This window comes from Diaphorobacter nitroreducens (genome assembly GCF_002214645.1).
Classification (GTDB): Bacteria; Pseudomonadota; Gammaproteobacteria; order Burkholderiales; family Burkholderiaceae_C; genus Diaphorobacter; species Diaphorobacter nitroreducens.
In genome coordinates, this window is record NZ_CP016278.1 from 175,052 (window position 1) to 189,566 (window position 14,515).

Below are 14,515 nucleotides of genomic sequence, written 5' to 3' on the forward strand. Positions count from 1 at the left end.
TTTCACGTGTTAGTTTGCTTTTTGAAGTAACCAATAATCGCAATAGGGCAGCGTTTGGAAACGTTTGGTCTGCCATCCCTGGGTGTTCAGCAGGTGATTTATTTGAGAACGAGAGATATGGCCGTCGCCAATTTCCCAGCAATGATTGGGATCAATCCAAATCCGCCTACGTATGAATCGGTTATATGCTTCGCTAAGACTTGTCACACCTACAGGGAAGCGGAGGTTAAGCAGACGTTGCCGTGGCGTAGACACCAGCATGTGACCTTTGCGATGTGGTAGCGTGAGAAAAAGCAAACCACCTGGCCGTAAGTAGTCTTGCAGATTGTGTAAACAGTTTGGTAGCTCAGAAAATGGTAGGTGTTCTAAAATTTCCGTAGCGACTGCGGCGTCAAAGCGCGCTTTTAAATTCGGGCGGTTTTCTCGAAGATCGCCTTGTATCTCGGGGCTCAGCGCAGGGTTAAGGTCAAGTACCGTGTAGCTGGTAACAAAAGGCTCTATACATCGGCGTACCACACCGTCGCCTGTGCCTGCCTCAAAAACATCGCCCTGTGCATATGTTATGAGGTCTTTAATGATAAAAAAATGCCGAGTCCAAGTGTAAAAGTCTAAATCCGCCAAATAACTGCGTTGACTTACGGTAAATTGGAGATCGAAATCGTGTGCGGTGGGCATAAATGGTCAAGATAGCGAATGGCGTAACATAGATTCATCGGACCACCAATCTAGCGCCAGGTATGTTACCCCGGCAGTCATTAGTATTGGCAATACATAGATTAAGCTCAAAAGGTTGAATATTGCCAAGAAAAATAGAGGTAGCGCGCAAAGGCATGCACTGATGAAAAAACGTATTATTTGAAATAGGGGAAAGCGCCAGATTATTATAGAGCGGATGGCTTGATTTGTCATTGCTGCCAAGATAACATTGGCAAGTGCTGCGGCGAGAGCTGCGCCGCGCATTTCGAATTGGGGTATTAATAAAAAAGCCAAAATCAGATTGAGGCAAATTGCTATGGCGGCAAGTTGGAGCATTTTGAGTCCTTTGCCCTCCAATAATAGGCTGTAAACGAGAATTTGTTGTATGCCGAGTGCTAGTACTGAAATTGATAGGTAGATGAAAACTATAGGCTCAACTTGGTAGTCTCGAGTCGTGAGCCAGGGTAATACCTGTGCGCCGAAAATCGATACAGTCAGAACTACTGGAGCCGAGAGGAAGCAATATAAAAGTAGCGTTTTCTTCATTAACTGAGCCGCCTTTGCATGCTCTCCCAATGCCCATTGTCGAGACATCATCGGGAAAAGCGTGAAGCCCAAAGCGCTATGGATCATAAAGGGTACTGCTGCCATGGAGGCTGCGGCGGCATAAATCGCCACGGTCTCAATGCTGGCCCATGCGGCTAAAAGATAGCGATCAACATAACCGCTGAGGGTGGTTAGAATTGTGAGTGCGACCAGTGGCGACGCCTCTAAGAACTGCATCCGAATCGTTGGCGGCACGCGTAAGCTATCTGTGGCTGGACCGCTGCATGCGGCGTGCCGGCTAAGCGCCAAAATGAATATCGCTAGTATGGTGAGCGCTATACTGTAATGCCACAGCCAGACAGATAAGGGAGATCCGCTGAAGGTCGCAATCAGTATGGCGAAACTTACTCTATACGTGCTGCGTAATATTAAGATGCTGGCAATTGCGCCGATGCGGCTGAGTGCACGCCACCAAGCAATTGCAAATTCGATAGCTGCCTCAGCGAATGTCCATAGCAGCAATGCTTTTACCAGGGTGGAATATTGCGCATTTCCATAAACTATGCGCGCTACCGTGGAGGGGGTGCTAAGTGCTGTTAGGGCCCATAATAAGCCAAAGCATATGCACAGCAGTCCTATTCGATCAAAAGCGAATTTTCGTGCGGTGGGGCCGGTGTCGGTTGCATGATAGCGAATGATGAGCGTCGGAAAAGCATATAGAATAATAATTATTCCTAGGCTAGCGCTTATGCCCGTCTGTGACCAAGCGCCGTAGTCGTCCTGGTTTAGTATTCTTGTGAGTACCGGCAGTAAAATTAGGCTAAGGAGTCGGTCAAAAACAATAGCACCGGCGTAGGCGATTGTGGCGTGCCGCATAGGTTTTTAATGCATCACTCGATAGCCCATTTCGAGCGCCGAACTGAATTTAAGGATACTGTCTGCATTTTGTTGCGCGTGAGATTTTGTGCAATTTTGTTATGATATTGGTAATTCGCGCTTAGCGATATTTGTTTTTTGGGTTAATTAATTGGTTTTTTGTTGTTGTGGCTTGTCGGCTGCTGTATTCGCGGAGTCTTGACTGCTGAACTTTCGGGTTTCTTCATTTTCTAGGTGATAGCCGGGAACGAGTTGGGCAAGAATTTGTCGTATTGTTGTATTGTTTCCCTGTTGGGCGCTAATCTCAAGGGTGGAAAGTAGTGGGGATAATTCACTCCAGGGTAAATAATCTTCTCTTGCTTGTAGAATGCGTGGATGTGCAGTTCGCGTAGGATGTGCGCCGATAAGCAATTCCTCATACAATTTTTCACCGGGTCGAAGACCGGTAAATTCAATGACGATGTCGCCATTTGGATGTTGCGAGTCGCATACTGTCAAGCCAGACAATGCCACCATGCGCTGGGCCAACTCTAAGATTTTGACGGGGGCCCCCATGTCCAGCACAAACACATCTCCTCCCCCAGCCATCGCGCCCGCCTGTATTACCAACTGCGCTGCTTCGGGAATGGTCATGAAGTATCGTGTGACCTGGGGATGTGTAACGGTGACTGGCCCTCCCGTTGCTATTTGTGTCCGGAAGAGCGGGATTACGCTGCCGCTTGAGCCTAGAACATTGCCGAAGCGAACCATGGAAAAGCGCGTGGGGCTCTGCCAAGAGGTATCGCCAATTGCCTGATCGCTGAAGGGAGGGCGATCGCTCGCTGCAATGGCCTGCAGTATCAACTCGGCTATGCGTTTGCTCGCGCCCATAACATTCGTTGGGCGCACGGCCTTATCCGTGGAAATGAGAACGAAGTGCTGGACATTATGCTTGACCGCTGCGCGTACCATATTGAGCGTGCCAAATACATTGTTGAGTACGCCTTCGCCCGGATTGGCTTCCACTAAAGGAACATGTTTATAGGCAGCAGCATGGTAAATGGATTGTGGCTGGTGTATTTGGCAAATGTCCGTTATACGCCCTGCATCAGTGACGTTCGCAAGCAGGGGGACCAGTTCGCAGGAATGTACGCCCTGGTCACATAGTGATTGCAGTTCACGATGGATAGCATAAAGGGCATACTCACTGTGGTCTACAAGTAATAGCTTTGCTGGCACTTCATGCACGATCTGTCGGCACAGCTCGCTACCAATACTTCCGCCTGCACCGGTTACCATAACCACTTGGCCCACCAGATTGCGCCCGAGGAGATGGGGTAAGGGTGCCACTGGCTCGCGGCCAATCAAGTCTTCCAGACCTAAGTCCTGGAAATCTGCGATTGTTACGCGCCCGCTTGCCAGATCGGACATACCGGGCAGCGTTCGGATACGTAGAGGCAGTTCCCGCAAAGTTTCCAGGATAACGCGTCGCCGCTGCCGGGGGGCGCTTGGCATGGCGAGCAAGACATCGGTAGGTTTCAAGCGTTGTGCCAGTTCTGGCAAACTGTGCGCTGGATATACCTGTACGCCGTTAATGCTGCGACCAGCTTTGCTGGAGTCATCGTCTATGAAGCCAATTAATTCATAGTCGCGTATACCCATTAACCCCGCCGCGGTCTGTGCTCCCGCGCTGCCTGCGCCGTAAATCAGCAGACGACGTGGCGCTTCGCTCGGCTGGCCTGCTAACCAGAGCCAGCCCAGCGCGCGGCTTGCACCCACGAGCAGGAGGAAAATCACTGGCTGCAAAACACCTACACTGCGCGGAACACCTTCCCATTGCGCGACCAGCAGAATGGTTAACAATACCGCTCCGTATAGCACCACGGCTTTACCCGTTGTGATAAGGGCTCGGATACCTGTATAACGAAAGATGGCGCGATACAGGCCGAAATACACGAAAACCGGGAAGGCCAGCAATGGGGCGAGGCCATATGCCAGCCATTGAAGTCCTTCTGGCCAATGCAAATTCTCCAGACGCAGTGTAAAGGCAAGCCACATGGCGGCTAAGCCCATGACAGCGTCCAAAGCAGCGACGAATAGGCGTTTAGCGTTGATGGGCCATTGCAAAAGACGAAGAGGTAGATTGCGGGACATGGATTTATGCAGCAGTGATACCCATGCGCCCCAGTATGCGAGCTACGAATTCGAGCCGCACCAGCGGACTTTCCAGTTGCATGAGTTGTTGTTTGATTTCCGCAGATATAGGGAGCAGCTCGCACCAACGATTGGCAACCCAACCGCAATCCTCAAATTGAGAGGTTGATAATTCGATATAAGAAGTTACATTGAATCCACGTATATACAGCAATTCCCCTGCTCGCGCTAAAGCTTGTGCTACGCGTTGTAGGTGGTAGGGCACTGGAACATGCGCGTCAGTAGGAAGATGTTCCACATTGGCCGTCCAGAGGCCATGGGGGAGCACCTGATGATTGAGAATCCGAAAACGCTCCATGCCTTGACAACGCACATGCAGCAACCCGGGCCGATGTTCTACCAATTGGTTAACAACAGCTAACGTTCCGATGTTGTGCACATACTCACGGAGTGACTTCGCCTTGTACTCCTCATGATCACTCGCGACGGCGACGGCTCCGAAGGGTGCATTTATCTGGTGGCATTTGCGCACCATATCCAAGTAACGTGCCTTGAGGACGCTCAGCGATAGGACGCTACCTGGAAATAGCACAGAGCTAATTGGAAGCAGGGGTAGGGAGGTCAGCGTAAGAGGAACGGACATGATGGCATTGCGTGAGCATCGCTATCATCCCACGTAGACCACTCTGGGCGCCGAACATCGGGTGAGAGCGCCACTCTTGCTAGTTATTATGTTGTTTCAAGTCCTCTCTTTTCTCCTCGACGTTGCCAGCGGCCTGCTTACCGGGGCTTGCCTGTTCCGGCTGTACATGCAGCTGCAGCGGGTGTCGTTTGCCAATCCCGTGGGCCGTCTCGTGTTTGCCCTGAGCGACTGGCTGGTGCTGCCACTGCGCAAGCTCGTTCCGTCGGTGGGGCGGTGGGATCTGTCCTGCCTTGCGGCGGCGCTGCTGCTGCAACTGGTCCAGTATCTGCTGCTGTGGCTTCTGGTGGGCGGGGGGATGGGACTGGCCTGGCTGCCGTGGATGGCGCTTTTTGGCCTGGCGCGCGTGGCCGTGTCGGGATTGATGGGCTTGCTGATCGTTTATGCCGTGCTCTCGTGGGTGCAGACGCGATCGCCCATCAGCGATGTGATCACCCGCCTGTGCGAGCCGTTGTTGCGCCCCGTGCGCCGTGTTCTACCGCTATTGGGCGGGGTGGACCTGTCGCCGCTGGTGGTGCTGATACTGCTGCAGGTCGTGATGATCGTGCTGGGGCATCTGCAGGCCAGCGTCATGATGTAGCGACATTGTTCTCAATAAAAATAGCTGCTAGCGCCCGTCCACTAAGCGCTAGCAGCTATTGTTTTTGATGTCCGTGGTTCAGGCTACCGCGTCGGCCGGCAGGCGCTGCAGCATGGACAGGCATTGCGCCACGGTCTGGCGCAGTTCGCGGCGGTCGCAGATGAAGTCCACAGCGCCCTTGGTCTGCAGGAACTCCGCGCGCTGGAAACCCTCGGGCAACGTGACGCGCACGGTGGATTCGATCACGCGCGGGCCGGCAAAGCCGATCAGGGCCTTGGGCTCGGCAATCACGATATCCCCCACGAAGGCGAAGCCGGCCGACACGCCACCCATGGTAGGGTCGGTCAGCACGCTGATGTAGGGCAGGCCTTTCTTGGCCAAACGGGTGAGGGCCGCATTGGTCTTGGCCATCTGCATCAGGCTGAGCAGGCCTTCCTGCATGCGTGCGCCGCCCGTGGCGGTGAAGCAGATGAAGGGCACCTTCTGCTCGATGGCGGTTTCCACGCCGCGGACGAAGCGCTCGCCCACCACGGAACCCATGGAGCCGCCCATGAAATCGAATTCGAAGCAGGCCACCACGACGTTGATGCTCTTGACCGCGCCGCCCATCACGATGAGCGCGTCGGTTTCGCCGGTGTTCTCCAGGGCTTCTTTCAGGCGTTCGGGATACTTGCGGCTGTCCTTGAACTTGAGAGCGTCGACCGGCAGCACTTCCTGGCCGATCTCATAGCGTCCCTCGCCGTCCAGAAAGGCGTTGAGCCGCGCACGGGCACCGATGCGGTGGTGGTGGCCGCACTGGGGACAGACGTTTTCGTTGTGCTCCAGATCGGTCTTATAGAGCACGTTCTCGCAGCTCGGGCACTTGATCCACAGGCCCTCGGGCATCTGGCGACGCTCGGTAGGGTCGGTCTGCTGGATTTTGGAAGGCAGGAGTTTTTCGAGCCAGGACATAGGTTTCCTCTGTTCAGATCGCGGCTGCGCGCGGGCCGTGGCCGGCGCGCAGGGCCGTCATTATGCGTCCAGCGCCTTGCGCACCCCACGCAGAAAGTCCACGGTGATACCGACCACTTTCTCATGGGGCTGGTCTTCGATGAGCTGGATGATGCGGCTGCCGATGACCACCGCATCGGCCACGCGGCCGATGGCCTGCGCGGTGGCGGCATCGCGAATGCCAAAGCCCACGCCGACGGGGACCTTCACATGCTCGCGGATGCGCGGCAGCATGGCCTCGACGGCGGCCGTGTCCAGCGCGCCGGAGCCGGTCACGCCCTTGAGCGAAACGTAGTAGACGTAGCCGCTGGCTACGCGAGCCACCTGCTGCATGCGTTCCGCCGTGGAGGTAGGCGCCAGCAGGAAGATCAGGTCGATGCCGTGGCCGCGCAGGTCGGCGGCGAACTGCTCGCACTCCTCGGGCGGGTAGTCCACGATCAGCACACCGTCCACGCCGGCTTCGCCCGCGTCGCGGGCGAAGGCGCCCTTGCCGTGGCGTTGCTCGTAGCGCTCCACCGGATTCGCGTAGCCCATCAGCACCACGGGCGTGGTGCTGTTGCGCAGGCGGAAGCTGCGCACCATCTCCAGCACCTGGGCCAGGCCCACGCCCAGTGCCAGGGCCTTCTCGCCCGCCTTCTGGATGACGGGGCCGTCGGCCATCGGGTCGGAAAAGGGCACGCCCAGTTCGATCACATCGGCGCCGGCCTCGACCATGCCGTGCATCAGGGCCGGTGTGATGTCGACGAAGGGAAAGCCTGCTGTGACGTAGGGGATGAGCGCCTTGCGGCCCTTGGACTGCAGCTCTGCAAAAGTGTCAGCGATGCGGCTCATGCGGCGGGTCCTCCCTTGACGGTCAACCCGCGCATGGAAGGACGGTCGTAGAAGTCCACGCCAGACAGGTCGGCCACGGTGCCGATGTCCTTGTCGCCGCGGCCGGACAGGTTCACGAGGATGGATTGCTGGGGCGTCATGGTCTTGGCGAGCTTGAGCGCGTAGGCCACGGCGTGGCTGGATTCCAGGGCCGGGATGATGCCCTCGGTGCGGCACAGGTAGTGAAAGGCTTCCAACGCTTCCGTATCGGTGATGCCCACGTACTCGGCTCGCTTGATTTCCTGCAGCCAGGCGTGCTCGGGGCCCACTCCGGGGTAGTCCAGGCCGGCGCTGATGCTGTGCGTCTCCGTGATCTGGCCATTCTCATCTTGCAGGATGAAGGTGCGGTTGCCGTGCAGCACGCCACTGGAGCCGCGCTGCAGGCTGGCGGAATGCTTGCCGCTGTCCAGGCCTTCGCCTGCGGCTTCCACGCCGATCAGGCGGGTTTTCTCGAACGGGATGTAGGGGTGGAAGATGCCCATGGCATTGCTGCCACCGCCCACGCAGGCCACGACGGCGTCGGGTTGCTCGGCGGCGATCTTCTGTTCGGCCAGCATGGCGGGCATCTGCGTGAGGCATTCCTTGCCGATCACGCTCTGGAAGTCACGCACCATCATGGGATAGGGGTGGGGGCCTGCCACGGTGCCGATGATGTAGAAGGTGTTGTCCACGTTGGCCACCCAGTCCCGCATGGCCTCGTTGAGCGCATCTTTCAGCGTCTTGCTGCCCGACTCGACGGGCACCACGGTGGCGCCCAGCAGCTTCATGCGGTAGACGTTGGGGCTTTGGCGCTTGACGTCCTCGGCGCCCATGTACACCACACACTCCAGGCCATAGCGCGCGCAGATGGTGGCGGTGGCCACGCCGTGCTGGCCGGCGCCGGTCTCGGCAATGATGCGCGGCTTGCCCATGCGCTTGGCGAGCATGGCCTGGCCGATCACGTTGTTGATCTTGTGTGCGCCGGTGTGGTTCAGGTCTTCGCGCTTGAGGTAGATCTGCGCGCCGCCCATCTCGCGGCTGGTGCGCGCCGCGTGGTAAACCGGTGAGGGGCGGCCCACGAAGTGCGCAAGCTCATAGTGGAATTCCTTGAGGAACTCCGGGTCGTTCTGGTAGCGCGCATAGGCTTCGCGCAGTTCGTTGATGGCGTGCGTCAGCGTCTCGGAGACGAAGCTGCCGCCATAGGGGCCAAAATGGCCCGAAGCATCGGGTTGGGTATATGCAGGCATTTACAAATAAGGAACTGGTGCCGCATCGGCCGCGCGTACGGCGGCGATGAAGCGGTCGATCTTGCCGGCGTCCTTGATCCCCTTCAGGGGCAGACCATCGGGGCCCGTGGCCTCCACGCCGGAACTGACATCAACGGCCAGCGCCCGGCAACGCGGGCGCACTTGCCGTATGCCATCGGTCACGTTTGCAGGCGTGAGTCCACCAGACAAAACGAGATGACAGTCGACGTTTGTTGGAAGGAGTGACCAATTGAATGCCTTGCCACCGCCGCCATAGCCCTCGACATGGGCGTCGAGCAGGATGGCGCGGGCGTGAGAGTGATCGTGGGCGTATTTTACGAGGTCGAACCGTGCCGCACCTTCGCCCAGGGGAATGCGCGCGGCGCGCAGGAAGGGAATGCGGCCCCCGTCGCTGGAGCGCAGGCAGTCCTCGGGCGTTTCGTCACCATGGAATTGCGCTGTAGCGCCCGGTACATCAGCGCAGGCAGCTATCACATCAGTAGCATGGGCGTTCACGAACAACAGCACTGGCGTGACAAAGGGCGGCAGCCGCCGGGCCAGTTGCGCTGCGCGCTCCGGGGTGACGGCGCGCGGGCTCGCGGGATAGAGCACGAAGCCGACGGCGTCGGCACCGCTGGCGACGGCCGCGTCCACGTCCTGCTCGCGCGTGAGGCCGCAGATCTTGATGCGTGTGCGCGCGGTGGAGTGGACGGGGGTGGTCAGTGCTGCGGTCGGACTGCTCATGGCAGCCAATCATACGCAGCCGTGCGCGTCGGCAGGCCCCATTCCGCGCCGTATACCGGGCCCTGGAAGTACAGGCCATCGGGCGAAAAGGTAGGAGCAGCCGCGTCGCGCGACCGCGCCTCCAGCACCGTGCGCATCCATTCGGGCGGATACAGCCCCTGGCCGATGGCGACGATGCAGCCCATGATGTTGCGGATCATGTGGTGCAGGAACGCATTGCCCTCGAACTCAAAGCGCCAGTAGCAGGGGACACACCCGTGGGTACCGGTGGACTCGCCCGCTGGCGGAGCCCGGCGTGTGATGTCGATGCGGTGCAATGTCTTCACCGGCGACTTGGCCTGGCAGGCTGAGGCGCGAAATGATGTGAAGTCATGCTCCCCTAGCAAATGCTGCACGGCCCTGTGCATGGCCTGCTCATCGAGGGCATGAAACACCCAGCCCACGCGCCCGGCATCGACGCTAGGGCGTACGGGCGATTGCAGCAATACGTAGGCGTAGCGCCGGGCCACGGCGCAGGCGCGGGAGTGAAAGGCATCGGGAACGGGTTGCGCCCACTGCACGGCGATGTCCGCCGGCAGGAAGGTGTTGGTGCCGCGGACCCATGAAAACGGCGCACGCTGCAGTTCGGTGTCGAAGTGCACCACCTGCATCAGCCCGTGCACGCCGGCGTCGGTGCGCCCGGCACAGATCGTGTGCACCTCCTGCGTGGCAAAGCGGCCCAGGGCCGCTTCCAGACGGTCTTGCACCGTGTTGCCAGAGGGCTGACTCTGCCAGCCGTTGTACGCCTGGCCGTTGTAACTGACGCCGAGGGCCACCCTCATCGGATGCTCCTTTCGGAGGGCAATGGCACGTCAGCGCGGCAATGGCCGCGTGCCCACCGCCGCATGGACATCAGCCCAGTTCGGCGAGCAGTCGCTGGGCGCGGGCCTTCAGCTCACCGGACGATTCGGCGATGACCTCTTCCACCAGGGCCCGAGCGCCTTCGCTGTCGCCAATGGTGTTGAACTCTTCCGCCAGTGCGAGCTTGGTGGCCAGAGGGTCGTCCGGCAGCGCGTCGGCAGCGGAGGACGCTGCCTTGGCGGCGACGGAGGGCGCGACGTGAGCGGCCGCCGTGGGGGTGTCAAGGTCCAGCGACAGATCGCCGAGGTCGAATTCCAGGGATTCCGAGGTGACGGCCTTCGCGTCGCGGCTGGTCAGGGGGGCGACGCCGGAGTCCATCAGGGACAAGTCATCGTCCAGGTTCAACGGAAGAGGCTCGCTTTGCACGTCGGGCTCTGTCGTCGTCTGCGGCGTCACCGCTGGCTCGTCCCAGGAGGCCTGGGGTAGTTCCAGGTCGCCCAGATCCAGGGACGGGACGGGCGCCTGGGCGGCCGGCACTACCGGCGCGGCTGCGGCGGTGTTGTTGGCTGCGGCCATGGCAAACGTGCTTGGCGCCGGGGCCGGGGCCGACGGTGCTTCGTGCAGATCGAGATCCAAGTCCAGATCGAGGTCTGGCAGCACAGAGTCCGGTCCGCCCGTGGGTGCCGCGGGAGCAGTTGCTGCGCCCAGCGTGCTTGCAAAGGCCGCGGTCGATGCAGCGGCCGCTGTGGCGCTGGCGGCAACGGCAGGACGGCCACCGGGCTGGTACAGCGGATTTTCGGGGTCGAGCGTACGGCCCAGGTCGGACACGCGGGTCCAGTCGGGCCCCTGGCCGTTGGTGAGCCTGAACACGTCGTTGGCGACGGACTCCAGCGCCTTGCGGTCCTGGCGCTTGGCATAAATCTCGGCCAGTTTGGCGGGGATGGAGACGCGCTCCGGATGGTGGCGCAGCGCCTCCTTGAGAATTTCCTCCGCCTGCAGGTCACGGCCGTAGGCGAGGTAGACGTCGGCTTCCGCCACCGGATCCACATCGCCACCGGCATCCAGTTGGCTGGGCGAATAGGTCATGGACGAGGAGCCGGTCGTGAGTTCGCTGTTGGCCGTGTCCACACGCTGGCCGCCACTGGCGCCGAAGAAGGAATCCGGCTGCAGGCTGCTTTCCGAGAACGAACTGTCCAGGGCACCCTGGTTGCGGCGGCTTTGAACCACGCGGTAGCCGCCATAGCCCAGCAACGCAAGTACGAGCGCCAGTGCGCCTCCTGCCAGCAGTGGGTCCTCCGTGAGGGCATCCAGGAAGCTGGGCGCTTCGTAGGGAACGGGCTGGGGGGCTGGACGCGGGGCCACGGCGGCGGGAGCGGGTGCTGCGGCAGAGGCCTGGGATGCTGCTTCGGCGGGAACAGCCGCCTCGGCGGCAGAGGCCTCGGGCGCTGGCGCGGCAGCTTCTGCCGTGGCAGTGCTCATGTCGCCGCTTGCAGCCGCGGTAGCGGGCGCGGGCAACCCCCCGGCGGCGGGTACTGCCACCGCCGGCTGGCTGGCAGGGGCGGAAGGCGCCATGGGTCCTGGCGCCGCTGCGCCAGCGCCGGCTGGCGCGGAGGCGCCGCTGAGCTGGTTCAGGTCCGAGATGTTCTTGGACAGCTCCGCCATGCGGGCGCTGTTCTGTTCGGCCTGCTTGTCGCGGGCCATCTGCTCCTCGGTCTTCTGGGCCTGAACGCTGCCTTTGGAGAGAGTGAGCTTATCGGGGCCGGCAGCGGCGGGCTTGCTCTCGTCCACCTGGGTCTGCACAGTGCCGCGCGCGGAGCGCTCTGCGGCCGCAACCTCGGCCTTGGGCGCTGTCGCAGCCATGCGGCGGCGGAATTCATTGAAATCGCGGCTTTGCGCAGCGACGATCTTGCGAGCTTCGGTGGCGTCCGTGGCTTGCGCCTCCGTTTCGCTAGGCATCTGCAGCACTGCGCCGGAACGCAGACGATTCACATTGCTGTTGACGAACGCGTCCGGATTGGCGCGCATCATTGCTACCAGCATCTGGTCCAGCGAGACGCCAGCGGGGCGATGGGCTTCCGCGATGCGGCCGGCCGTATCCCCGGGGCGCACGCGAATCTCGTCACCGCCAGCGGACGCGGGTGCCTCTGCGGGGGTGGGACGGCCGGCAACGGCGGGTGCGGGAGGGGTTGCTGGGCGTGCGGCAGGCGCGGGCGCCGCGGTGGTGGCGGGGGCGCGCGGCGCAGTTGCCGCGGCACGGGGTGACGTTACCTGAGGGGCTGCGGTCACTGCCGCCTGCGGGCGGCTCGCCGGCGGGTCGAACAGCATCGTGTAGCTACGCACGATATGGCCGGAACTCCAGGTCGCATCGATAACCAAATCCACGAAAGGATCGTTGACCGGGCGGGTACTGCTCAAGCGCAGCACCATGGAGCCATTCGTGCGGCGGTGCAGTTGCACTTGCACGCTGTGCGCAGCGGGGGAATATTCCATGCCCTGGCTGCGGAAAACTTCAGGGCTGGCGGTGCTCACGCGCAGCGATTCGGCCTCGGCAGCAGTGATCTGGGGCAGTTCGACTTCCGCGCGCAGGGGCTCGCCAAGTGCCGACTGGACATTCACGCGGCCCAGGGCGAGAGCACTTGCATCGGTGGTGTAAAGACCAGCCGAGAGGATGGCCGCGGTGGCCAGGACAGAAAATTTCCAGCGATGCATGTGTGCGACGAATGAAGAGATGGATGGTGCCGAGGGGGCGGTATTTTTCTGGTCGTGATCGAGCCGCCCAGGCGCGTGAAAATATGTAAAAAGCACCATAGCATCAATGTTTTGCACTGACAAGCTGAGGTGTCGCGCCACGTTTTATACGGTGCAGGAAGAGGCCGGGACGGCCTTATTCCTGTTGGTAATGGACAACGATCGGTAACAGGCCGTATCAATCTATGACCTCGAAAAAACGCCACCAGAAGGTGGCGTTGAATCGGCGTCAGGCGTCCAGCAGGATGCGTAGCATGCGGCGCAGCGGCTCGGCGGCGCCCCACAGCAACTGGTCGCCGATGGTGAACGCGCCCACATACTCCGGACCCATGGCCAGCTTGCGGATGCGGCCGACGGGAATAGTCATGGTGCCGGTGACGGCCACGGGAGTCAGGTCCTTCAGCGTCGCCTCACGCGTATTGGGAACCACCTTCACCCACTCGTTGTCGGCAGCGATCATGGCCTCGATGTCGGCTACGGGCACATCCTTCTTGAGCTTGAAGGTCAGTGCCTGGCTGTGGCAGCGCATGGCGCCTACGCGCACGCAGAAACCGTCCACCGGCACCGCGGCGGTGTTGAAGCCTTCCCCCTGGCCCAGGATCTTGTTGGTCTCGGCCATGCCCTTCCACTCTTCCTTGGACATGCCGTTGCCCAGGTCCTTGTCGATCCACGGGATGAGCGAGCCGCCCAGCGGTACGCCGAAATTGGCCGTCTCCGCGCCCGACAGGCTGCGCTGCTTGGCGATGACCTTGCGGTCGATTTCCAGGATGGCGCTCTTGGGATCGTCGAGCAGGGCCTTCACCTCGGCATTCAGCGTGCCGTACTGCGTCAGCAGTTCGCGCATGTGCTGCGCGCCGCCGCCGCTGGCCGCCTGGTAGGTCTGGGTGCTCATCCACTCGACGAGCCCGGCCTTGTACAGCGCACCCACGCCCATCAGCATGCAGGACACGGTGCAGTTGCCGCCAATCCAATCCTTGCCGCCGTTCGCCAGTGCGTTCTTGATGACGGGCATGTTCACCGGGTCGAGCACGATGACCGCGTTCTTTTCCATGCGCAGGGCGGAAGCGGCGTCGATCCAGTGGCCGTTCCAGCCGGCCGCGCGCAGCTTGGGGTACACCTCGTTGGTGTAGTCGCCGCCCTGTGCGGTGAGGATGATGTCGCAGCGCTTGAGTTGTTCGATGTCGAACGCGTCCTGCAGCGTGGTCTCGTTCTTGGCCTGGGTGGGCGCCTTGCCGCCTGCGTTCGAGGTGGAGAAGAACAGGGGCTCGATCAGTTCGAAGTCCTTTTCCTGCGCCATGCGGTCCATCAGGACCGAGCCGACCATGCCGCGCCAGCCGACCAAACCTACCAACTTGCTCATTTCATCGCCCTTTCAAAGTAAAAAACAGTACGCACGCGACCGGTGGCTGCTTTCTTCCGCCCCCGGCTCGTCTAGGCCAGGGAGGGCGCACGACGATGCCGGAGCTGGATCAGCCCGTAATGGTCGTGGTTTTGGTGATTGCGCGCGCAGCCTTGCGTGCCTTGGCGGCAGAGGCGGTGTTCAGGGCGAACGGGCGGGCGGCAAAC

Annotated in this window: 12 protein-coding genes; 1 reads left to right on the forward strand and 11 read right to left on the reverse strand. The window is 60.6% G+C overall.

Annotation, left to right across the window (positions count from 1 at the left end; genetic code table 11):
* Positions 1-9: 9 nt before the first annotated feature.
* The 4 genes from BA022_RS00790 to BA022_RS00805 form a co-directional block, all read right to left on the reverse strand.
* The gene (locus BA022_RS00790) at positions 10-675 is read right to left on the reverse strand and encodes a methyltransferase domain-containing protein (protein WP_088886258.1); all 666 of its coding nucleotides are present in this window, start codon (positions 673-675) and stop codon (positions 10-12) included.
* Between the two features lie 6 nt (positions 676-681).
* On the reverse strand, positions 682-2,118 hold the full coding sequence (locus BA022_RS00795; RefSeq protein WP_088886259.1) for a lipopolysaccharide biosynthesis protein: 1,437 nt from the start codon (positions 2,116-2,118) through the stop codon (positions 682-684).
* Between the two features lie 147 nt (positions 2,119-2,265).
* Complete coding sequence (locus tag BA022_RS00800; protein WP_088886260.1) at positions 2,266-4,251, reverse strand: polysaccharide biosynthesis protein; 1,986 nt, start codon at positions 4,249-4,251, stop codon at positions 2,266-2,268.
* Between the two features lie 4 nt (positions 4,252-4,255).
* Complete coding sequence (locus tag BA022_RS00805) at positions 4,256-4,894, reverse strand: LON peptidase substrate-binding domain-containing protein (RefSeq protein WP_088886261.1); 639 nt, start codon at positions 4,892-4,894, stop codon at positions 4,256-4,258.
* A gap of 88 nt (positions 4,895-4,982) precedes the next feature.
* Between BA022_RS00805 and BA022_RS00810 the strand changes: the two genes are divergently transcribed.
* A complete protein-coding gene (locus BA022_RS00810) occupies positions 4,983-5,531 on the forward strand; it encodes a YggT family protein (protein ID WP_088886262.1) in 549 nt (182 codons plus the stop codon).
* 78 nt (positions 5,532-5,609) lie between these two features.
* On the opposite strand, the gene accD is transcribed toward BA022_RS00810, so the two are convergent.
* From accD to asd, 7 genes are all read right to left on the reverse strand, one after another.
* Positions 5,610-6,482 (reverse strand): acetyl-CoA carboxylase, carboxyltransferase subunit beta, encoded by an 873-nt coding sequence (accD, locus tag BA022_RS00815; protein WP_088886263.1) that lies wholly within the window; start codon positions 6,480-6,482, stop codon positions 5,610-5,612.
* 60 nt (positions 6,483-6,542) lie between these two features.
* The gene (gene trpA / locus BA022_RS00820) at positions 6,543-7,352 is read right to left on the reverse strand and encodes a tryptophan synthase subunit alpha (protein WP_088886264.1); all 810 of its coding nucleotides are present in this window, start codon (positions 7,350-7,352) and stop codon (positions 6,543-6,545) included.
* A complete protein-coding gene (gene trpB, locus BA022_RS00825; protein WP_088886265.1) occupies positions 7,349-8,617 on the reverse strand; it encodes a tryptophan synthase subunit beta in 1,269 nt (422 codons plus the stop codon). Before trpB ends, trpA begins: the two co-directional genes overlap by 4 nt.
* Positions 8,618-9,361, reverse strand: a complete 744-nt coding sequence (locus tag BA022_RS00830; protein ID WP_088886266.1) for a phosphoribosylanthranilate isomerase — start codon at positions 9,359-9,361, stop codon at positions 8,618-8,620. It abuts the gene before it with no gap.
* The gene (gene truA / locus BA022_RS00835) at positions 9,358-10,182 is read right to left on the reverse strand and encodes a tRNA pseudouridine(38-40) synthase TruA (protein WP_088886267.1); all 825 of its coding nucleotides are present in this window, start codon (positions 10,180-10,182) and stop codon (positions 9,358-9,360) included. The genes BA022_RS00830 and truA overlap by 4 nt, the downstream gene beginning before the upstream one ends.
* 70 nt (positions 10,183-10,252) lie before the next feature.
* Positions 10,253-12,910: a motility hub landmark protein FimV gene (locus BA022_RS00840; protein ID WP_088886268.1), complete on the reverse strand. Its 2,658-nt coding sequence runs from the start codon at positions 12,908-12,910 to the stop codon at positions 10,253-10,255.
* 268 nt (positions 12,911-13,178) lie between these two features.
* Positions 13,179-14,309: an aspartate-semialdehyde dehydrogenase gene (asd, locus tag BA022_RS00845; protein ID WP_088886269.1), complete on the reverse strand. Its 1,131-nt coding sequence runs from the start codon at positions 14,307-14,309 to the stop codon at positions 13,179-13,181.
* Between the last annotated feature and the right edge of the window lie 206 nt (positions 14,310-14,515).